The sequence below is a fragment of the Phaeobacter sp. PT47_59 genome (assembly GCF_028890025.1).
Classification (GTDB): Bacteria; Pseudomonadota; Alphaproteobacteria; order Rhodobacterales; family Rhodobacteraceae; genus Phycobacter.
The window spans coordinates 69137-91122 of record NZ_JARCJL010000006.1; the positions used below are offsets into that span (position 1 = coordinate 69137).

The following is a 21986-nucleotide window of genomic DNA, read 5'->3' on the forward strand; positions in this document are numbered from 1 at the left end:
CGGCGCCGGGCCCAACGAGGCGATGGGGTCGCAAGACCCCAGAGGCCGGGCGGGAGGGCCTCCGGTGCGACGCTGTTATTATAGTTCGGTACGCAGGTGCCAAAGTTCCGGGAACAGCTCCACATCGAGCATCCGTTTGAGATAGCTGACGCCGCCGGTGCCGCCGGTGCCGCGCTTAAAGCCGATCACTCGTTCCACGGTGGTGACGTGGTTGAAGCGCCAGCGACGGAAGTAATCCTCGAAATCCACCAGCTTTTCAGCCAGTTCATAAAGTTCCCAATGGGTTTCTGGCGCTTGGTAGACCTTGGTCCAGGCATCCATCACCGCATCGCGGGGCTGATAGGGCTCAGACACATCGCGGCTGATCACCTCATCCGGCAGCGGCACCACGTTGGCCAGCAGGCGCAGGGCCACATCATAGAGCGAAGGCTGCGTCAGTTCCGCCTCCAACTGTGCGGTAACCGCCGGATCATGGGCGTGGGGGCGCATCATGGCCTTGTTCCGGTTGCCCAGGATGAATTCGATCAGCCGGTACTGATGTGACTGAAAGCCCGAGCTTTGCCCCAGCGAGTCCCGGAAGTGCGTGTAATCGGACGGGGTCATCGTGCGCAGCACGTCCCAGGCGGAGTTGAGCTGCTCGAAGATCCGCGCCACGCGGGCCAGCATCTTGAAGGCGGGGCGGGAGTCGCCCGCCAAGAGGCAATCGCGCGCGGCATTGAGTTCGTGCACGGCCAGGCGCATCCACAATTCGCTGGTCTGGTGCTGGATGATGAAGAGCATCTCGTCATGGGCATCGCTCAGCGGCTTCTGCGCGTTCAGGATGCTGTCGAGCTTCAGGTAGTCGCCATAGGACATACGCCCGTCAAAGGACATTTCGGCGCCGTCCTCGGCCGGGTCAAAGGGGGTGGAGATGGGGCATTTGGTCATCGGATCTTTCCTGTTCCTAGGGGTATCATATATCAGGGAAGGGAAAGCGTCCTCCGGTTTAGACAGCCGCATTGTGCCAGGCGGCGCCACAGCGCCACCCAGCCCGCGGGGCTGCACAGGGGGATATGACGGGCGTGATGGCACATCTCAGGTGACAGCGGCGCGCTGCTTGTATTCGGGGCGGTCCCAAAGGGCATTGTCCATCACGTCTTTCAGGATGGCGACCGCGCCGCGCACGTCGTCTTCGTCGATGAACAGCGGCGTGAAGCCAAAGCGCATGATGTCGGGGGCGCGGAAATCGCCGATCACGCCGCGCGCGATCAGCGCCTGCATCGCGGCATAGCCTTCGTGGAAGCGGAAGGAGACCTGGCTGCCGCGCTGGCTGCCATCGCGGGGCGAGGCCAGTTCCAGCGCCGGGCAGGCGGCTTCGACCTCCGAAATGAAGAGATCACACAGTGCGATGGACTTGGTGCGCAGGGCTTGCATGTCGACCCCGTCCCAGATGTCCATCGAGGCTTCGAGCGACGTGAGCTGGATCACCGGCGGGGTGCCGACACGCATCCGCTCGATCCCGCGACCAGGGCGATAATCCAGATCAAAGGCAAAGGGCGCCTCGTGCCCCAGCCAGCCGGACAGGGCGGGGCGGGCGACTTCGGCGTGACGCGGCGCGACATAGATGAAGGCCGGGCCGCCGGGGCCGCTGTTGAGATACTTGTAGGTGCAGCCCACGGCGAAATCCGCCTTGCAGCCTGCCAGATCCACCGGCAGGGCGCCGGCCGAATGGGCCAGATCCCAGACCGTGAGTGCGCCCATGTCATGGGCCTTGGCGGTGAGCGCCTTCATGTCGTGCTTGCGTCCGGTGCGGTAATCCACCTCGGTCAGCATCAGCACCGCGATCTCCTCGGTGATATTGTCTTCCACCGCCTCGGGGTCCACGACGCGCAGCTCATAGTCTTCGCCAAGGGATTTCAGCAGCCCTTGCACGATGTACAGGTCCGAGGGGAAGTTGCCATTGTCCGACAGCACCACCTTGCGGCCCTTGTTCATCTCCAGCGCCGAGGCGACCGCCTGATAGACCTTGATCGACAGGGTGTCGCCCATGATCACATGGTCCGCTTCAGCACCGATCAGCCGCGCGATGCGATTGCCGACAGCGGTGGATTTCTGCATCCATCCGGCCTTGTTCCAGCCGGTGATCAGCATCTTGCCCCATTCCTCGGTCATCATGGTCGATACGCGCGCCGTGGCGGATTTGGGCAGCGGGCCCAGCGAGTTACCATCGAGATAGATCACCCCTTCGGGCAGGTCGAACAGGGCCTTGGTGGCGGCAAAATCGGTCATCGGAGCCTCATGAGCGGGAGCAGGATGGATGTCGCGGATCATCCGGTTTCGTAGATTTCGCATTTTGTATCCAATATTCAAAATCCTGTCCAGACTTGTTTCGGGGCGCGCGCGGCATGGAAACGAAAACGCCGCCAGATCCTGGCGGCGTTCGCTGGAAACCAAAGTGGGACGGTTCAGATCTGTCCGCCGGCAATCTGGATGGTCTGGCCATTGATCGATTGGGATCCGGGGCCCACCAGCCACAGGGTGGCAGCCGAGACCTCATCGGGTTCGATCAGGCGCTGGTGGCGGTTGGCATGGGTCATCATCTTCAACGCCTCGTCCTCGCTGACGCCGGCGCGCTCCGAGATCGAGGTGATGTTGCGCTCCACGATCGGCGTGTCCACATAGCCGGGGCAGATCGCGTTGAAGGTGAAGGGCGTGCCCATGTAATCCTCGCTCAGCGCGCGGGTCAGGCCGATCATCCCGTGTTTGCTGGCCGAATAGCAGGCGCCGCCCTTGAGACCGCGCAGCCCCGCGATAGAGGAGACGGTGATCACCCGGCCCCAATCGGTGGTGCGCATGGATTTCAGGCTTTCGCGGATTGTCAGGAAGGCGCCGTCCAGATTGGTGGCCATCATGTTGCGCCAGAAGTCGAGCGTGGTCTTGTGCAGCGACTTGCCTTCGGCAATGCCGGCATTGGCGACGCAGATCTGTATCGGGCCGCGGGCATCGACGGCGGCCTGGATCTTGGTCACGATGTCATCCTCATCGCGCACATCCATGGCCATCGGGTGCAACCCCTTGGTGGCGACCTCTTCCAGAACCTCCTGGCGGCGCCCGGTGATGGTCACTTCGGCGCCCTGCGCGGCCAGGGCGCGGGCGATGGCCAGGCCAATGCCGGTGCCGCCGCCGGTGACCAGCGCGTGTTTACCTTTCAGCGTTTCAGAACTTTGCGATGTCATGTCTCGTTTCCTCCCTGATTTGCCGCCAGCCTACCGACCGGCCGGGGCAGGGCAAGAAGGCCGTTCCGTCACATCGGGCGTCAGATGGTGTTTGACGCAGCTTTTTCCGGCTGCCCATTTACAATCATATTCAAAGGTGTGAATTATTGCGCAGCTTTTTCGGGAGGACACCATGAAGCCATTGTTCACCAGCCTGCTGGCCGCCACCTTTGCTGCGGGCGCCGCATTTGCCAGCGAAGACATCGCCGACCAATACCCGCAGTCCGAGCTTTATTCCAAGCCGGTCGAAGTGATCCCGCATGTGTTTTCGGCGATCGGGGCCACCGCGCCGCCGACCTATGAAAACTCGGGCCACAACAACAACCTGTCCTTTGTGGTCACGGACGAGGGTGTCGTGGTGGTCAATGGCGGGGCTTCGGCGCGGCTGGCGGCTGCCTTGCATGATGAGATCAAGGCCGTCACCGATCAGCCGGTGGTGCTGGTGATCAATGAGAACGGCCAGGGCCATGCCATGCTCGGCAATTCCTACTGGGTGGACCAGGGGGTTGATATCCTTGCCCATGTGGACGCGATCGAGGCCTTCACGGAAGAGGCCGATTTCATCCTGCAGGGCATGCAGCGCTATAATCGCGACAAGGCGGAAGGCACCCGAGTCGTGACCCCGAACCTGACATTCGAGGACAGCTACAGCCTGACCCTCGGCGGGGTCGAGTTCGAGGTGATGCACATGGGACCGGCCCATGATCCGGGCGACACCCAGGTCTGGCTGCCGCAGTGGAACCTGCTGATCGCCGGCGATATCGCCTTTCATGAACGGATGCTGCCGATCTTCGAAGGCATCTGCACCTCTTGCTGGCTGGAAACCTGGGAGGAAAAGATGGAGCCCTTGAACCCGACCTATGTGATTCCGGGCCATGGCCATCCCACCAATCTCGCCCAGGTTCGGCGTTACACCTACGACTACCTCAGCGATCTGCGTGAAAAGATCGGCGCCCATATCGAGGAGGGCGGTGACTTGGCGGGCGCCTATTACGTGGATCAGGAGCGTTGGAAGGGGCTGGACACCTTCGAAGAACTGGCGACCAAGAATGCGGGCCGTGTCTTTGAGGAAATGGAGTGGGAATAGGACCCGCAGGGATGGCATGCCAAAGTATACGTAGAAGAATCCGTAGATTCGTGCAGGATCGTGCCGCATCCCGGAACGGATTCGCCGTTTCGGGGCCATTCGGGACATTCTGTCCTTTTCTTCAGGCGTGCCTGCATGGGGGGCTGGACCCCGTGGCCGGATAAGGGGACTTTGCGCTGGATGACCTTGTACTCAATTCTGGAACTCGCGAGGGTACGCGCCTGATGCGTTGGATTGATCTGCCCCCCGTCTGGCTTGTTGCCTGTCTTGTCCTGGCCTGGCTCCAGGCGAGCCATCTGTCCTATGGGCTGACCTTTGGCGGGCCCTGGGCGGATTTCCTGGGCGGGCTGCTGGTTGGCGGCGGCATCCTGTTGATGTTGCTGGCGGTGGTCGAAATGCGGCGCCAGCGCACCACGATCATTCCGCATCAGACGCCCAGCCGCCTGGTACAATCGGGGATCTTCAGCCGCAGCCGCAATCCGATCTACCTGGGCGATGTTCTGGTCCTGGCGGGGCTGATCCTCCGGTTTGACGCAGTGTTGTCCTTGCCGCTGATCCCGATCTTCGTCTGGATCCTGGAACGACGATTCATCGAACCGGAGGAAAACCGGATGCGCCGGACCTTCCGACAGGACTGGGCACGCTACGAAGGAAAGGTGCGCCGCTGGGTGTGACAATCATGCGGCGGCGCGGCAAAGTGATGCGGCGACGCGGCGAAACGCTTGCGCAAAAATGTTGCGCAATATAATCAAAATATTTGCGATCCGTACCCGGTGCTTTGCTGGCACGGGCAAGACGAGGGGGACCGACAAGGTGAAGATAGGTACACCAAAAGAAGTAATGAAGGGCGAAGCGCGCGTCGCGATGACGCCGGATTCGGCCAGGCAGCTGCAAAAGCTGGGCTATGACTGCGCGATCGAGACTGGCGCGGGTCAATTGGCCGGTTTCAGCGATGCCGCCTATGAAGAGGCAGGCGTCGAGATCATCAAGACCGCTGCGGCTCTGTGGAAGGCCTGCGACATCGTCGCCAAGGTCCGCATTCCGACCGAGGCAGAGTTGAAGCGGATGACAGCGGGCAAGACGCTGATCTCCTTCTTCAATCCCGGTGCCAACGAAGAGGGGCTGGAACTGGCCCGCTCCAAGGGCGCCAATGTCATCGCCATGGAAATGGTGCCGCGCATCAGCCGCGCGCAGAAGATGGACGCGCTGTCCTCGATGGCGAACATTGCGGGCTACCGTGCCGTGATCGAGGCGGGCAACAACTTTGGCCGCTTCTTCACCGGTCAGATCACCGCTGCGGGCAAGGTGCCCCCGGCGAAGGTTCTGGTCGTGGGCGCGGGCGTTGCCGGTCTGGCCGCCATTGGTGCCTCCACCAGCCTTGGCGCCGTGACCTACGCCTTCGACGTACGTCCCGAAGTGGCCGAGCAGGTCGAATCCATGGGCGCCGAGTTCGTCTACCTCGACTTCGAGGAAGAACAGCAGGACGGTGCGGCGACCGGCGGTTACGCTTCTGTTTCCAGCCCTGAGTTCCGCGAAGCCCAGCTGGCGAAGTTCCGTGAACTGGCGCCGGAAGTGGACATCGTCATCACCACCGCGCTGATCCCGAACCGCGAAGCGCCCAAGCTGTGGCTTGAGGACATGGTTGCGGCGATGAAGCCGGGCTCGGTGATCGTCGACCTTGCGGCCGAAAAGGGCGGCAACGTCGAAGGCACCGTGATGGACGAGAAGGTCGTGACCGACAACGGGGTCACCATCATCGGCTACACCGACTTCCCCAGCCGGATGGCGGCGCAGTCCTCGACCCTTTATGCCACCAACATCCGTCACATGATGACCGACCTGACCCCGGAAAAGGACGGTCAGATCGTGCACAACATGGAAGACGACGTGATCCGCGGTGCAACGGTCACCTTCGAGAAGGAAATCACCTTCCCGCCGCCGCCGCCAAAGATCCAGGCCATTGCCGCGCAGAAGAAACCCGATGCGCCGAAAGAGCTGACCCCGGAAGAGAAGCGCGCGCAGGAAATCGCCGCCTTCAAGGCGCAGACCAAGAGCCAGGTCACCCTGCTGGTGATCGGTGCCGCGCTTCTGCTGGGCGTCGGCCTGGTCGCACCGGCCAGCTTCATGCAGCATTTCATCGTCTTCGTGCTGGCGGTCTTTGTTGGCTTCCAGGTCATCTGGGGCGTGGCGCACAGCCTGCACACCCCGCTGATGGCGGTGACCAATGCGATCTCCTCGATCATCATCCTGGGCGCGCTGATGCAGATCGGCTCTGGCTCCTTCCTGGTGATCGTCTTGGCGGCGCTGTCGGTCTTCATGGCCGGGATCAATATTTTCGGCGGCTTCCTCGTGACACGGCGCATGCTCGCCATGTTCCAGAAATCCTAAGGAGTACAGGTAGATGGAATACGGATTCACCACGGCGGCCTATGTGGTCGCGGCTGTGCTCTTCATCCTCTCGCTGGGTGGCCTTTCGGGGCAGGAAAGCGCAAAACGCGCGGTCTGGTACGGCATTGTCGGCATGGCCATCGCGGTCTTTGCAACCCTGATCGGACCGGGTTCGGGCTTCTGGATCTTGTCGCTGGTGCTGATCGCGGCCGGTGGCCTGATCGGCTATCAGCTGGCCAGCAAGGTCGAAATGACCCAGATGCCGGAGCTTGTGGCCGGCATGCACGCGCTGGTCGGTCTGGCGGCGGTCTTCGTGGGCTACAACGCCCATTTCGAACTGGGCAATGTCATGGCCATGGACGAGGCCGCGAAAAAGTCGCTTGAAGGCTTTGCCGCGCTTCTGGCCAAGAAAGACGCGGTCGAGATCAATATCCTGCGCGTCGAAGCCTCGCTGGGTATCTGGATCGGTGCCGTGACCTTCACCGGCTCGGTCATCGCCTATGGCAAGCTGTCGGGTCGTGTGACCTCGGCTGCCACCAAACTGCCGGGCGGTCATCTGCTCAATGCAGGGGCGGCCGGCCTCTCGGTGCTCTGCCTGATCTGGTACCTCAGCTCCGGCGCCTTGCTGCCGCTGTTGATCCTGACCATTGCAGCGCTGTTCATCGGCTATCACCTGATCATGGGTATCGGCGGCGCCGACATGCCGGTGGTTGTCTCGATGCTGAACAGCTACTCAGGCTGGGCGGCTGCGGCGATCGGCTTCTCCCTTGGCAACGACCTTCTGATCGTTGTGGGTGCGCTTGTGGGCTCCTCGGGTGCGATCCTGTCGTACATCATGTGTAAGGCGATGAACCGCTCCTTCGTCTCGGTGATCCTGGGCGGCTTTGGTGGCGCCACGGGTCCTGCGATGGAGGTCGAGGGCGAACAGGTCGCGATCGATGCGGATGGCGTTGCCACCGCGCTGGACGAGGCCGACAGCATCATCATCATCCCCGGCTACGGCATGGCGGTTGCACAGGCACAGGCCAATGTGGCCGAACTGACCCGCCGTCTGCGCGCCAAGGGCAAGAACGTGCGTTTCGCGATCCACCCGGTTGCGGGTCGTCTGCCGGGCCACATGAACGTGCTGCTGGCCGAAGCCAAGGTGCCTTACGATATCGTTCTGGAAATGGACGAGATCAACGAGGACTTCCCGGACACAGATGTGGCCATCGTCATTGGCTCCAACGACATCGTGAACCCGGCGGCGCAGGAAGACCCCAACAGCCCCATCGCCGGCATGCCGGTTCTGGAATGCTGGAAGGCCAAGCAGGTCTTCGTCTCCAAGCGCGGCCAGGGCACCGGCTACTCGGGCATCGAGAACCCGCTGTTCTACAAAGAGAACACCCGCATGTTCTATGGCGACGCCAAGAAGTCGCTGGACGATCTGCTGACCAAGATCAGCTGATCTGCGTCAGGCGCAAACCACGGCAAAGGCGCTCCCTCGGGGGCGCCTTTTTCAATCCGGGGTCTGTCTCAGCCGTATTGTATGCCGTTGTATTCACGTAAGTATCTGAATTAATGGAGTTCTTTACAGGTTCCGTGACCTCGTCTATGGTCGGATCACCCCAATGGAGCCACGCAATGCCGCAGATCCAGGATCACCCGTTGCGCTATCAGCTTGCCAATGAGCTGCATGCCCGCCCGTTCCCGACCATGACATGCCCCAGCACCGTGGTGTATCTGGCGGTGAAACAGCCCGAAGAAGCGGTGCACCGGGACCGCAGCCTGGATATCGCCCATCTGGTCGATCTTCTGGATCGCCACGGCGCGGCCCATCCCAAACCCGGCGCCACCCATCACGCGGCCAAGCTGGGCCGCCATGTGCTGAAATGGGAGCAACACACCGAATTCGTGAGCTACACGCTTTACAGCGACGGGGTCAGCGAACGGCCCTTCGATCCGGTGGATTTCGAGGTCTTCCCCGCAGACTGGCTGGAGCAGGCACCGGGGCAGCGGATCACCTCGCTGATGGTGCGGGTGTTGCCCCGCCCTGAGACGGGCGAGATCCAGTCCCTGTTGCAGGACTGGCTGGTGCCGGAGAGCATGGCCATGTCACGGGTGCTGGACGACAATGCGGTAGTGGCCGGGGATTTCCGGATCGATCCGGCGGGGCACATGCGGTTTGCCGCCTTCGTGAGCCCGGGCACCGGCAGCCGCCGCATTGGCCGCATCGTGCAGCGTCTCTGCGAGATTGAAACCTACCGCGCCATGTCGATGCTCGGGTTTTCCCGCGCCCGCAGCCTGTCGCCCAGCATCGGGGATCTGGACACCCACCTGAGCGAAATCATGGTGGAGATGACCGGCAGCAGCGCAGCCGCAGAGCAGACCCTGTCGCATCTTCTGACTGTCTCGGCCGAGCTGGAGGCGATGGCGGCCCGCGCGGCCTTTCGCTTTGGTGCAACTGGCGCCTATGAGGCGCTTGTGAACCAGCGGATCAAACTGCTGCGCGAGGAGCGGCTTGAAGGCTATCAGACCTTCTCGGAATTCATGCTGCGTCGCTATGAGCCTGCGATGCGTACGGTGAAATCGACGGAGAAACGGCTGGCGACCCTCGCCGATCGGGCGCGCAGGGCAGGGGAGCTGCTCAGGACACGTGTGGATGTGGAACGCAGCGCCCAGAACCAGGAGCTGCTGGCCAGCATGGATCGCCGCGCCGATACGGCGCTGCGTCTGCAGCATACGGTGGAGGGGCTGTCGGTGGTGGCGATCAGCTACTACGCCGTCTCGCTTGCCGCTTATGCGCTTTATCCCCTTGCCGGGCCGCTGGGCCTCAGCAAGGGGATGATGACGGCGCTGATCACTCTGCCGGTTGTGGCGCTGGTGTGGCTTGCCGTGCGGCGGATCCGGAAGAAGCTGCATTAAGGGCAGCATGCATGGCAATGCCGCCTGCGATGATCGAGGCAAAGGCCAGAATGGCAGCGACACCCAGGGTCGGAATGCCGGCAAGGCCCGCGCCCACGGTGCAGCCTCCGGCCAGCACCCCGCCGACACCCATCAGAACCGCACCCAGCAGGTAGCGTCCGGTCTGGGCGGGGCTTTCAAAGCTCTGCCACTGGAAGCGACCGGTGACCAGGGCCGCAATCAAGGCGCCCGCCAGCACACCGCCCACAAGGCCAGTGCCAAAGCTGCCCGACACCGCGCTGGAAGCCACCAGGTAGAACAGCGAATCGGCAGAGGGTGCGGTGAAGGACAGGCTCTCCATCGCGATGGGATCGAAGTCGTCATAGAGCACGAAACCGGTGCCAACCCAGGCCAGCGGCACCAGCAGACCGATGACAGCGGCGCCGATCAGCGCAGGCAGGCGGTTGCCAGAGCGCAAGGCAATCACCAGCGCTGCAAGGCTGATCAACACGGCCCAGACCATCCCGCCGCCACTCAAGGAAGCCAGCGAGACCGCATCGCCCAGGGGCAGGGTCACCGAACCGAGGCTGGTGCGCAGCGGTGCCAGAACGCCTTTGAGCGTGGCATGGGCGGTGATCGCAAAGACGCCGATCACCAGGAGTGCGCGCAGGTTGCCGGTGCCGCTCAGCACCATCAGGCGGGAGACGCAGCCGCGGGTCAGGATCATGCCTGCCCCGAACATCAGGCCCCCGGCGACAACCGCAAGAATGGGCAGGTCAGCCGCCAGCAGGCGGTGCTCTTCAAAGCTGATCCAGCCTTGCGAGACCGCGCCTTGAGTGCCAAGCACGGCAACCGCCAGCGCCAGGGCCCAGACACCCGCCGCCTGACGGCGATCGCTGCCGGTGATGGTACGGCGCAGGCAGAAGCTGGTGAGCTGAGCCAGCACACCAAAGACAAGGCCCAGGGCAAGGGCCAGGAGAACAGAAGCCTCTCGGGCGGTGGTCTCTTCAAAACCAAGTGTTTCGAACATGATGGTCTCCATCGGAAAATCGGAACATTTTCCCGAAATGAAGAGAAAAACCCGCTCCGGCAAGGGGAAGCGCCGCAGGGCGCGCGGTGTTGGCTGGAACAAAGTTCCGTGATGGGGTCGTGATCGGGAAGTCCGTTTTGCCGTGGGGTGCGCCTGAAAACAAACTGGCCGCCCAATGTGGGGCGGCCAGTGGCTATGTTCTTATTTGAATATGTGCGGGTGTTACCCGATCAGCGGCCCCGGATACGGGGATCCAATGCATCGCGGAGACCATCGCCCAGATAGTTCACGCTCAGCACGGTCAGCGAGATCAGGATACCGGGCCAGAGCACACGCTCGGGGAAGAGCGTCATCCGGTCCACCGCGTCATTGAGCAGCCGTCCCCAGGTCGGGAAATCCGGCGGGAAGCCGAAGCCCAGGAAGGACAGCGCCGATTCCGTGATGATCGCGGTTGCAATCCCCAGCGTGGCCGAGACCATGATGGGCGACAGCACGTTGGGCAGGATGTGTCGCGAGATGATGCTGCGCGGCTTGGTGCCGATGGAGCGGGCCGCCAGCACGAACTCGCGTTCCTTGATCGCCAGCACATCGCCGCGCACGATCCGCGCCGTGTGCATCCAGGAGGTGATCCCAATGAGGCAGACGATCAGCACGAAGACACCGCCTTCGGGGCCGATGCTCTTGGACAGGGATTCGCGGAACAGCACCGCAGCCACCAGGATCATCGGCAACAGCGGCAGCGCCAGGAACAGGTCGGTGAGGCGCATCAAGAGCCCGTCGAGCTTCTTGAAATAGCCCGCGATCACGCCCACGAAGGAGCCCAGCAAGAGCGCCAGGATCATCGCGGCCATGCCAACCGCCAGCGACACACGACCACCGAACATTAGGCGGGCCAGGGTGTCACGGCCCAGGTTGTCGGTGCCCAGGGGGTAGGCCCAGTCCATCTTGGCGGACGGGTCCCACAGCATGTGGTAGATCGGCCGCATGTCGCGCAGCTTGATGAAGTCGCGGCCCGTCGGTACGAATTGCGCGTCATTCCAGTACACATAGGGCCCAACGATCACGCCAAGGCAGATCAACAGGAACAGGCAGCCGCCGAACAGGGCGCCGCGGTGGGACTTGAACTGGTCCCAGATGTCGCGCCATTGGCTGCGGGCGGGCTTTCCGGCTTCCTGCTGAACGCTGGAGTGCTGCAGGGTCTTGTCTTTGGCAGCATCAGTCATAGCGGATCCTCGGGTCAAGAATGCCGTAAAGCACGTCGGCGATCAGGTTGAACAGCACGATCAACACGGCAAAGATGAAGGTCAGGGTCTGCACCATCGGCAGGTCGTTGGCCTGGATGGCGCCGATCAGCAACTGGCCGATGCCATTCACCTTGAACACCTGTTCGGTGATGATGGCGCCGCCAAAGATCGACGGGATCCCCAGCGCGATCACGGTGACCACCGGGATCATCGAGTTGCGCAGCACGTGGACCATGACAACCACATATTCGCTCAGACCCTTGGCGCGGGCGGTGCGCACGTAGTCCTGATTGAGGTTGTCCAGCATCGAGGCGCGCATGAAGCGGCTCAGCTGCGCGGTGATCTGCAGCGCCAGCACCATTACCGGCATGATCATCTGTTGCAGCTGTTTGACAAAGCTGTCCCAGCTGTCGACCACCAGGGTGGTGTCATAGATCGAGGGGAACCAGCCCAACTGCACCGAGAAGATCACGATGACCAGCACGCCCGAGAAGAACGGCGGCACCGAGAAGCCGACCATGGACACGAAGGTCCCCATCTGGTCGAACCAGCTGTACTGGCGATAGGCGGAGTAGATGCCGATCGGCAGGGCGATCAGGATTGCAACCACATAGGCGGTGCCCACGACCCACAGGGTCTGCGGCATACGCTGGATCACGATGTCCATCACCGGCGAACGGGTCTGCCAGGAGATCACGCGCAGATCGCCTGCGGAGAAGGTTGTGCCGAAGTAGTGGTCGATCAGAACCTGCGGTTCGATCCAGAAGAACTGCACCAGCCATTTCCAGAACCGGATATGGGCCGGTTGGCCAAGGCCCAGGGCCTCGCGCATCTTTTCTTTCACTTCGGGGGGGACGGTCAGCGGGACCTGTGCCATCGGATCGCCAGGGGCGAGTTCCAGCAGCATGAAGATCACCAGGCTGATAAATAGCAACGTCGGGACTGATAGGATCAGTCGCCTGATTGTAAAGGTCAGCATCAGGGAGGCGCCTTTGGATGTTCGTTTGTGTCAGGATGGAGCGACGGTTGTCCGCCTATGCTCCAAATTCGTCCGGCGCCCTAAAGCGGAACGGGACGGAAATGGCAAGAGGCCCCGGTGTTGAACCGGGGCCTCGAGGGGCCTAGAGCCGCTTACTTGATGCGGTGCCAGTCGGCTGCATCCCACAGTTCGCTGTCCCAGACGTTCAGGACGTGACCACCAAGGGACAGGGCCTGACCGGACAGACGACCGCGGTGAACCAGCGGGATCATGCCGCCTTTTTCCACGATCATCGCGTTCAGCTGCTGACCGATCTCGGCGCGCTTGGCGGCGTCGGCGGTCTTGGTCAGCTCTGCGTGCAGCGCGTCGAACTCTTCATCGCAGAAGCGGGAGATGTTCTCACCCTGCCACTGGGACGCCGGGCTCGGTGCCTTGTCGCACAGGCCGTTGCCGAAGTAGGACTGCGGGTCGGTGCCGTTGAAGGTGTTGGCGTACATTTCAACGTCGGCATAGAACTTCTGGAAGGTATCCGGGGAGCCCGGGTCACCACCGAAGAAGACCGATGCGTTGATGTTGCGCAGTTCGGTTTCGATACCGATCTCGCTCCACCACTGCTTGATCAGGGCCTGGAAGTCCTGACGCACGGCGTTGGTCGAGGTCTGGTACAGGATCTTCATCGGCTTGCCGTCCGGGGTCTCGCGCACGCCGTCACCGTTGGTGTCCTTGTAGCCTGCATCATCCAGCATCTTGTTGGCGCCGGCGATGTCCTGCACGTCACAGCCTGCGATGTCGGCAGCATAAACGGCAGGTGCGGGAACCCAGTTACAGGTCACTTTACCAGCCTTGCCGTAGCCGATTTCGACCAGCAGCGGGCGGTCGATGGCCATGGACATGGCTTTGTAGACAGCCGGATCGCTCAGGAAGGGGTGCGGGCGCACAACCGAACGCTCGTCCGGGCCAAGCGCCGGATCGGGGTTGGTGTTGTTCAGCATCAGGCGCTCGACCAGCGGGCCGAAGCCTGCGATCGCCTTGCCTTTGCCGCCTGCTTCCATCTGCGCGATGACGTCGGGCGCCAGCTGCAGGTTCCAGGCGTAGTCGAATTCACCGGTTTCCATCACGGCACGGCCGGCTGCGGTTGCGTCACCGCCACCTTTGAACAGGACCTTGCCGAAGGCGGGCTTGGCCGGGTCACGGTAGTTCGGGTTGGCCGAGAAGGTGATCACGTCGTTCGGCTTGAACTCGTCGACCACGAAGGGGCCGGTGCCGATCGGGTTGAAGTTGGCCTCGGTGCACTCGGGCGCCTTGGCACCCAGGCAGTCGGCAAATTGAGCGGCCTGGATGATCGGGCTTTCACCGCCCACGAAGGGACCATAGGGGAAGGGGGTCGGGCCGCCGAAGGTGACCTTGACGGTCAGATCGTCCGGGGTTTCAACCGAAGTTACGCCTTCGAATTTGGTCACCTGCGCACAGCCACCTTCGGGGTGAGTGCAGTAATCATAGGTGAACTTCACGTCCTTGGAGGTGAAGGGGCTGCCATCGGACCAGGTCAGACCGGATTTGATCTTCCAGGTGATGGAGGTCAGGTCTTCGCTGACGCCGCCATTGGCAACGGTCGGGATATCTTCGGCCAGGAAGGGCACCATCTGACCATTGGGGTCGTAGCGTGCCAGGGGTTCGATGACCAGCGAGGAGGCCTCGACGTCCTTGGTGCCGCCGGACAGGAACGGGTTCAGAATCGATGGGGCCTGCCAGTAGATGATGCTCACCTGGCCGTCGGCGCCGCGCTCAGCAAAAGCTGCCGGAGCAAGCGCTGCCGATGCAATGGCCCCCATCAAAAGGGTTTTGATCTTCATTTCACACTCTCCTTGTCGAACACAGAAACAGTGCTCTTCGTGTTTATTGCGGCCGGGCATTGTCTACCCAGCCTGTTGCCGCAGGGTTGCGGATGGTTTGTCGCACCACCAAGAGGGAGATAAGTGCTTGATAATTATAGCACCATATCGGGCTGCAAGTGACCTTGCGTCGCCCCAATCCCCCTGGCGGACACTGAGGGTATCGAAACAGAGTTTGCGGAAATTGCAAGCCTTTGGATCCAAAATTTCCCCTATCCCCCTTGCATAGGTTTGACGAAGGTTCTTCGATCAGCTTACATCACGGCCTTGAAACCCTGCCATTGACGCAGTGGATAAGAATAAAGCCATAAGGGGACGACTGGGGTGCTGGACCAACCGATTGCACAAATAAAAGGCTTGCGGGTCGAATTTCAGACCAAGGATGGACCCGTCGTGGGGGTGGAGGACGTCTCGTTCGACGTCAACCCGGGCGAAACCGTCTGTATCGTGGGCGAATCCGGTTCCGGAAAATCCGTCTCCTCCCTGTCCCTGATGCGGCTGGTGGAATTTGGCGGCGGCGAAATTGCCGGTGGCGAGCTTCTGTTCAATGGGCGCGGTGGCGAAAGCACCGATCTGGCCAAGGCCGAACAGGAGATGATGAAGCAGATTCGCGGCAATGAGATCGGCATGATCTTCCAGGAGCCGATGACCGCTTTGAACCCGGTGTTCACCGTGGGCCGCCAGTTGACCGAAGGTCTGCGTATCCACAAGAACATGACCAAGAAGCAGGCCGAGGACCGCGCGCTGGAGCTGCTGCGCCAGGTCCGAATCCCGGAACCGGAACGACGCCTGAAGCAATATCCGCACGAACTCTCGGGTGGGATGCGCCAGCGGGTGGTGATCGCCATGGCCATGGCCTGCGAGCCGCGCCTCTTGATCGCGGACGAACCCACCACCGCGCTGGATGTGACCATCCAGGCCGAGATCCTTGCGCTGATGGATCGCCTCAAGCGCGAGACCGGCACGGCGGTGATGTTCATCACCCACGACATGGCCGTGGTGGCGCAGATGGCCGACCGGGTCGTGGTCATGTTCCGCGGCAACAAGGTCGAAGAGGGCACCGTCACCGAGATCTTCGAGAACCCGCAGCATGATTACACCAAGGCCCTGCTGGCCGCTGTGCCCAAGCTGGGCGAGATGGTCGGCAAGGACTACCCCGAGCCGATGAAGCTGATGGGCGTCGCGGATCAGAAGATCGAGCCGATCAAGGGCACTGACGAGGTGCTGCTCGAAGTGAAGCACCTGACCACCCGTTTCCCGGTCAAGGGCGGGTTGCTGCGCCGCACCGTTGCCAATGTGCACGCGGTCGAAGATGTCTCCTTCAAGGTCTTCAAGGGCCAGACCCTGTCCCTGGTGGGCGAATCCGGCTGTGGCAAGTCCAGCGCCGGCCGTTCGATCCTGCGCCTGGTGGAGCCGATGTCGGGAGAGGTGAACTTCGAAGGCCGCGATATTCTGAAGCTGAACCAGTCTCAGCTGCACGAGGCGCGGCTCGATATGCAGATGATCTTCCAGGATCCATTTGCTTCGCTGAACCCGCAGATGCAGCTGATGGATCAGGTGGCCGAACCGATGCGCAACTACGGGTTGGCCTCGGGGTCGGAATTGCAGGATCGGGTGGCCTCGCTGTTTGACCGGGTGCACCTGCCGCGCAGCTTCATGCGCCGCTTCCCGCATGAAATGTCCGGCGGTCAGCGTCAGCGGATCGCCATTGCCCGCGCCCTGGCGCTGAACCCCAAGCTGATCGTCGCGGACGAGGCCGTGTCGGCACTGGATGTGTCGGTGCAGGCGCAGGTGCTGAACCTGATGATGGAGCTGCAGTCCGAACTGGGTCTTTCCTTTCTGTTCATCAGCCATGACATGGCGGTGGTGGAGCGCGTCAGCCACCAGGTCGGCGTGATGTACCTGGGCCGCATCGTCGAGATCGGCCCGCGCGACCGCGTTTTTGCCAACCCGCTCCATGCCTATACCCAGGCCTTGATGAAGGCGGTTCCGATCGCCGATCCGCGCCAGCGCAAGAGCGAGAAGGATCTGAACTTCAAACCGATTCCCTCTCCGATTCACCCGGTCGGCTACAAGCCGGAGCCGTCGGAATACCTTGAGCTGGAGCCGGGTCACTTTGTTCTGACCACCGACAGCGGGTATTGATCCCGTGGCTGAAGTGCTCTCGCCGCTCCAGCTGATGGAGAAACTGGTGTCTTTTCCGACGGTCAGCCGGGACACCAACCTGCCGCTGGTGGAATGGGTGGAGGCGTACCTCTCGGCCCATGGCATCACCCCGCACCGCTGGACCGACCCGGATCAGCCGCACAAGGCGGCTGTCTTTGCCCATGTGGGGCCGATGGTCGAAGGCGCCGTGGTCCTGTCGGGCCATACCGATGTGGTGCCCGTGGATGGCCAGCCCTGGGACAGCGATCCCTTCACCGTGGTGGAACGGGACGGCAAATACTACGGGCGTGGCTGCTGCGACATGAAGGGCTTTGATGCCCTCGCCATCTGGGCGCTGGTCGAGGCGCACCGGCGTGGTGTCACGCGCCCGCTGCAACTGGCACTCTCCTTTGACGAGGAAATCGGCTGCACCGGCGCGCCGCCGATGATCGAGGCCATGCAGCCCGTCCTGCCCAAGGGCAGCGCGGTGATCGTGGGCGAGCCTTCGATGATGAAGGCGGTGACCGGACACAAGGGCGGTATCGGCTATGACACCCATCTGGTGGGCTTCGAGGTGCACAGCTCCTTGATGCACACAGGGGTCAGCGCCATCATGCAGGGCGCGCGGCTGATCGACTGGGCCAACCACCGCAATGCCGAGAATATGGCAGCGGAGCCGGGCGAGATCCCGGCGATGTTCACGCCGCCCTATACCACCTGCCACGTCGGCATGATCGAGGGCGGGACCGCCCATAATATCACCGCCAAGGATTGCCGCTTCGTGATGGATTTCCGGGTGGTGCCCGGAGAGCAGGCCTCTGACTGGGAAGCAGCCTATCTGGCCGAGGTGGCTCGGATCGAGGCAGAGATGCAGGCGATCCATCCCGACACCCGCATCGAGATCAACAAGAAGTTCAACGTGCCGGGCCTTGTCCCCGAACAGGTTGGCGCGGCGGAAACGCTGGTGCGCGCGATCACGGGTGACAACGGCACCCATGTGGTCAGCTACGGCACCGAGGCCGGGCAGTTCCAGGAGGCGGGATATTCGGCGGTGATCTGCGGTCCCGGCGATATCGCCCAGGCGCATCAGCCCAATGAATTCATCACCGTGGCGCAGTTCAATGCCGGTCATGACTTCATGCGCCAGCTGGTGGATCGGCTGGCGGCCTGATCACTGTGTTTGCCCCTGCCGGGGCAGCCTGACACAGGCTGCTCCGGCAGGGGCCGAGGTCAATATCTGTGCACATGGAAATATTTTTCTGAGACTTCCTGAGCGCGGATATTGAAACTCGATTGGATCGGTGCTCCGTAAGTACTTGAAACAAATAGCCTGTTCAGGTTGCGCGCGACCCTGTTCACGGAAATGCGATCCGGGAGATGTCTTGGCTGCTCGCAGATACTTGCTAAGGCAAGTGAATTGTCTGAGAGTGCCCGTGAACAAATGACGCAGCACTGCAAACCATGAGGTGAAGGATGCCAGTCAAGAATCGTTTTGCCGAGATGCAGACGGAAATCACCAAGTGGCGCCGCCACCTGCATGAGAATCCCGAACTGCTTTATGAGGTGCACAAGACCGCGGCCTTTGTGGTGGATCGGTTGAAGGAGATCGGCCTCGAAGACAGTGCCATCACCACCGGCATCGGCCGCACCGGCGTGGTTGCGGTGATCGAGGGCAAGACCAATACCTCGGGGCGGGTGATTGGCCTGCGCGCCGATATGGATGCCTTGCCCATTCATGAGGCGTCCGGTGTAGACTATGCCTCCAAGACGCCCGGTGTCATGCATGCCTGCGGCCATGACGGCCATACCGCCATCCTGCTGGGCGCTGCGAAATACCTCTCCGAGACGCGCAATTTCGACGGCACCGTGGTGCTGATCTTCCAACCTGCCGAAGAGGGTGGTGCCGGTGGCAAGGCCATGTGCGACGATGGATTGATGGAGCGCTGGGGCATCCAGGAGGTCTATGGGCTGCACAACATGCCGGGCCTGCCGGTCGGTCAGTTCGCCACCCGCCCCGGTGGGCTTCTGGCCTCTGCCGATGAGTTCGAAATCACGGTCACCGGCAAGGGCGGTCATGCCGCAGCACCCCATGATGCGATCGACACCACGCTGGTGGCCTCGCAGATCGTGGTCTCGCTGCATGCGATCGTGTCGCGCAACGTCAATCCGATCAAACGGGTGGTGCTGACCGTGGGTACCTTTGAAACCGACAGTGCGGCCTCGAATGTCATTGCCCATACGGTGCGGCTGAAGGGCACCGTGCGCACGCTGGATACCGAGTATCGGGAACAGGCCGAAACCTGGGTGCGCCGGGTCGTGGAAAACACCGCCGCCGCCTTTGGGGCCACGGCAGAGGTCGACTGGTCTCCGGGCTATCCGGTGACGATCAACACGCCCGATGAAACCCAATATGCGGTCGAGGCCGCGCGGGCGGTGTCGCCGGACGTGGATGACAACACCGATCCCATCATGCCCTCGGAAGATTTCGCCTATATGCTGGAAGAACGCCCCGGCGCCTATATCTTCCTTGGCAATGGCGACACGGCCATGTGCCACCATCCGGCCTATGTGTTCGATGACGAGGCGATCCCCTTGGGATGCAGCTGGTTTGCCGAACTGGTCGAACGACGAATGCCCGCCGCCTGAGGAGACAAGAATGCCCGTCAAGAACCGCGCCGCAGAGTTCCAGGAAGAGGTCGCCGCCTGGCGCCGCGATATCCACGAACACCCCGAGATCCTCTATGATACGCACCGGACCTCGGCCCTGGTGGCGGAAAAGCTGCAAAGCTTTGGCTGCGACGAGGTGGTGACGGGCATCGGGCGCACGGGCGTTGTCGCCGTGATACGGGGACGCACCGATACCAAGGGCCGCGCCATTGGCCTGCGGGCCGATATGGACGCGCTGCCGATGCAGGAACAGACCGGCCTGCCGCATGCCTCCAAGATCCCGCAAGCCATGCATGCCTGCGGCCATGACGGGCACACGGCGATGCTCTTGGGGGCCGCGAAATACCTGGCCGAGACCCGCAACTTCGATGGCACCGCCGTGGTGATCTTCCAGCCTGCCGAAGAGGGCGGCAATGGCGGCGAGGCCATGTGCAAGGACGGCATGATGGACCGCTTCGGCATCGATGAGGTCTACGCCATCCACAACAGCCCCGGCATCGAGGCGGGCAAGTTCGCGATCCGCCCCGGGCCGATCCTTGCGTCGGTGGACGAATTCTCCCTCCTGCTGCAGGGCAAGGGCGGGCATGCGGCTCACCCGGAGGATGTGGTCGATACCACGGTGATGATGTGCCATATGATCGCCGCCCTGCAGAGCATCGTGTCGCGCAACATGGATCCGATCGAGAAGGCGGTGATGACGCTGACCAGTGCGGAGACCTCCTCCAAGGCCTTCAACGTGATCCCCGACAAGGCAGAGGTGCGCGGCACCATCCGCACCCATTCCGAAGAGGTGCGCGCGATGATCCCGCAGCGCATCAAGGAGATCGCCGAAGGCGTGGCCGAAACATTCGGCGGCTCGGTCGAGGTCAAGATGCGCATCGGCGTGCCCGTCACCATCAACGATGACGCCGCCACCGAATACGCGCGCGAGGCTGCAGAGGCTGTCACCACCTGCGGGGATGTGCCGATCCTGATGGGCGGAGAGGATTTCTCCTTCATGCTGATGGAGCGCCCCGGCGCCATGATCCGCCTCGGCAATGGCGACAGCGCGGGCCTCCACCATCCCGAATACGATTTCAACGACGAGATCATCCCGGCCGGTATCAGTTGGTTCGCGGAGCTCGTTGAACGAAGAATGCCTGTGGCCTGAACAGGCCCCGGGTCCCACCGGCGCAGGCAGCGTCGGACCGATATAACAAAAGGAGTGAATGAAATGCCGGTCAAGAACCGTTTTGCCGAGCTTCAGGAGGAAATCACCGCCTGGCGCCGTGATATCCACGAAAACCCCGAGATCCTGTTCGAAACCCACCGCACCTCGGCGCTGGTGGCGGAAAAGCTGAAGGAATTCGGCTGCGACGAGATCGTCACCGGCATTGGCCGCACCGGCGTTGTCGGCGTGATCAAGGGTAAGGCTGACACCTCGGGCAAGGTCATCGGGTTGCGTGCGGACATGGACGCGCTGCCGATCCACGAGCAGACCGGGCTGGAGTATGCCTCGAAAACTGCCAACGCCATGCATGCCTGCGGCCATGACGGCCACACCGCGATGCTGCTGGGTGCTGCCAAATACCTGTCGGAGACGCGCAACTTCGATGGCACCGTCGTGGTGATCTTCCAGCCTGCTGAAGAAGGCGGCGGCGGCGGCAAGGAAATGTGCGACGATGGCATGATGGACCGCTGGAACATTCAGGAGGTCTACGGCATGCACAACTGGCCGGGTAAACCGATCGGCAGCTTTGCGATCCGCCCCGGTGCCTTCTTTGCGGCGACCGATACCTTTGACATCACCTTTGAAGGGCGCGGCGGCCATGCGGCGAAACCGCATGAGACCATCGACACCACCGTGATGACCGCCCAGGCGGTACTGGCGCTGCAGACCATCGCCTCGCGCAATGCCGATCCCGTGGATCGTATCGTGGTCTCGGTGACCTCCTTCGAGACCTCCTCGAAGGCGTTCAACGTGATCCCGCAGCGGGTGCAGATCAAGGGCACTGTGCGCACCATGTCCAAGGAAATGCGCGATCTGGCCGAAAAGCGGATCAAGGAGATCTGCGCCGGTGTGGCGGCGACCTATGGCGGCACCGCGGATGTCACCTACAACCGCGGCTACCCGGTAATGGTGAACCACGAGGAGCAGACCGAATTCGCGGCCAAGGTTGCCAGCGACATTTCCGGCAATTGCGAAGAGGCGCCGCTGGTCATGGGCGGTGAGGATTTCGCCTATATGCTGGAAGAGCGCCCTGGCGCCTATATCCTGGTCGGCAATGGCGACAGCGCCGATGTGCACCACCCGGAATACAACTTCAACGACGAGGCCATCCCCGCGGGCTGCAGCTGGTGGGCGGGTATCGTCGAGCAGCGTATGCCTGCCGCGTAAGGCGATCTTGATGTGAAATGAAAAGGCCCGGTTCTCCGCC

At 62.2% G+C, this 21986-nt stretch carries 17 protein-coding genes; 10 read left to right on the plus strand and 7 right to left on the minus strand.

Annotated elements, in window-relative coordinates; translation table 11 throughout:
• Positions 1–78: 78 nt before the first annotated feature.
• The 3 genes from kynA to PXK01_RS07390 form a co-directional block, all read right to left on the minus strand.
• Positions 79–912, minus strand: coding sequence for a tryptophan 2,3-dioxygenase (gene kynA / locus PXK01_RS07380; RefSeq protein WP_274859581.1), 834 nt, complete (start codon positions 910–912; stop codon positions 79–81).
• 162 nt (positions 913–1074) lie between these two features.
• Positions 1075–2268, minus strand: coding sequence for a kynureninase (gene kynU / locus PXK01_RS07385; protein WP_274859491.1), 1194 nt, complete (start codon positions 2266–2268; stop codon positions 1075–1077).
• A 176-nt stretch (positions 2269–2444) separates the two neighbouring features.
• A complete protein-coding gene (locus PXK01_RS07390; RefSeq protein WP_274859492.1) occupies positions 2445–3215 on the minus strand; it encodes an SDR family NAD(P)-dependent oxidoreductase in 771 nt (256 codons plus the stop codon).
• A gap of 172 nt (positions 3216–3387) precedes the next feature.
• On the opposite strand from PXK01_RS07390, the gene PXK01_RS07395 reads away from it, so the two are divergent.
• From PXK01_RS07395 to PXK01_RS07415, 5 genes are all read left to right on the plus strand, one after another.
• Positions 3388–4341, plus strand: coding sequence for an MBL fold metallo-hydrolase (locus PXK01_RS07395; protein WP_274859493.1), 954 nt, complete (start codon positions 3388–3390; stop codon positions 4339–4341).
• Positions 4342–4565: 224 nt separating this feature from the next.
• A complete protein-coding gene (locus PXK01_RS07400) occupies positions 4566–5015 on the plus strand; it encodes a methyltransferase family protein (protein ID WP_274848156.1) in 450 nt (149 codons plus the stop codon).
• Between the two features lie 139 nt (positions 5016–5154).
• Positions 5155–6729: a Re/Si-specific NAD(P)(+) transhydrogenase subunit alpha gene (locus PXK01_RS07405; protein WP_274848157.1), complete on the plus strand. Its 1575-nt coding sequence runs from the start codon at positions 5155–5157 to the stop codon at positions 6727–6729.
• A 13-nt stretch (positions 6730–6742) separates the two neighbouring features.
• Positions 6743–8176, plus strand: coding sequence for an NAD(P)(+) transhydrogenase (Re/Si-specific) subunit beta (locus tag PXK01_RS07410; RefSeq protein WP_274848158.1), 1434 nt, complete (start codon positions 6743–6745; stop codon positions 8174–8176).
• Between the two features lie 176 nt (positions 8177–8352).
• Positions 8353–9633: a DUF3422 family protein gene (locus PXK01_RS07415; RefSeq protein ID WP_274848159.1), complete on the plus strand. Its 1281-nt coding sequence runs from the start codon at positions 8353–8355 to the stop codon at positions 9631–9633.
• Here the strand turns inward: PXK01_RS07415 and PXK01_RS07420 are convergent.
• From PXK01_RS07420 to PXK01_RS07435, 4 genes are all read right to left on the minus strand, one after another.
• Complete coding sequence (locus PXK01_RS07420) at positions 9569–10642, minus strand: YeeE/YedE family protein (protein WP_274848160.1); 1074 nt, start codon at positions 10640–10642, stop codon at positions 9569–9571. The genes PXK01_RS07415 and PXK01_RS07420 overlap by 65 nt on opposite strands.
• A gap of 230 nt (positions 10643–10872) precedes the next feature.
• A complete protein-coding gene (locus PXK01_RS07425) occupies positions 10873–11865 on the minus strand; it encodes an ABC transporter permease (RefSeq protein ID WP_274859495.1) in 993 nt (330 codons plus the stop codon).
• Positions 11858–12865, minus strand: a complete 1008-nt coding sequence (locus PXK01_RS07430; RefSeq protein ID WP_274848162.1) for an ABC transporter permease — start codon at positions 12863–12865, stop codon at positions 11858–11860. The genes PXK01_RS07425 and PXK01_RS07430 overlap by 8 nt, the downstream gene beginning before the upstream one ends.
• A gap of 152 nt (positions 12866–13017) precedes the next feature.
• Positions 13018–14718 (minus strand): peptide ABC transporter substrate-binding protein, encoded by a 1701-nt coding sequence (locus PXK01_RS07435; RefSeq protein WP_274859496.1) that lies wholly within the window; start codon positions 14716–14718, stop codon positions 13018–13020.
• 363 nt (positions 14719–15081) lie between these two features.
• Between PXK01_RS07435 and PXK01_RS07440 the strand changes: the two genes are divergently transcribed.
• The 5 genes from PXK01_RS07440 (at position 15082) to PXK01_RS07460 (ending at position 21946) form a co-directional block, all read left to right on the plus strand.
• Positions 15082–16902 carry an ABC transporter ATP-binding protein gene (locus PXK01_RS07440; RefSeq protein ID WP_274859497.1) on the plus strand — a complete coding sequence of 607 codons (1821 nt, stop codon included), beginning with the start codon at positions 15082–15084 and terminating at the stop codon, positions 16900–16902.
• A 4-nt stretch (positions 16903–16906) separates the two neighbouring features.
• A complete protein-coding gene (gene argE, locus PXK01_RS07445; protein WP_274859498.1) occupies positions 16907–18073 on the plus strand; it encodes an acetylornithine deacetylase in 1167 nt (388 codons plus the stop codon).
• A 302-nt stretch (positions 18074–18375) separates the two neighbouring features.
• On the plus strand, positions 18376–19548 hold the full coding sequence (locus tag PXK01_RS07450; RefSeq protein WP_274859500.1) for a M20 aminoacylase family protein: 1173 nt from the start codon (positions 18376–18378) through the stop codon (positions 19546–19548).
• 10 nt (positions 19549–19558) lie between these two features.
• Positions 19559–20719, plus strand: a complete 1161-nt coding sequence (locus PXK01_RS07455; protein WP_274859501.1) for a M20 aminoacylase family protein — start codon at positions 19559–19561, stop codon at positions 20717–20719.
• A 63-nt stretch (positions 20720–20782) separates the two neighbouring features.
• Positions 20783–21946, plus strand: coding sequence for a M20 aminoacylase family protein (locus PXK01_RS07460; protein WP_274859503.1), 1164 nt, complete (start codon positions 20783–20785; stop codon positions 21944–21946).
• The last annotated feature ends 40 nt before the right edge of the window (positions 21947–21986 follow it).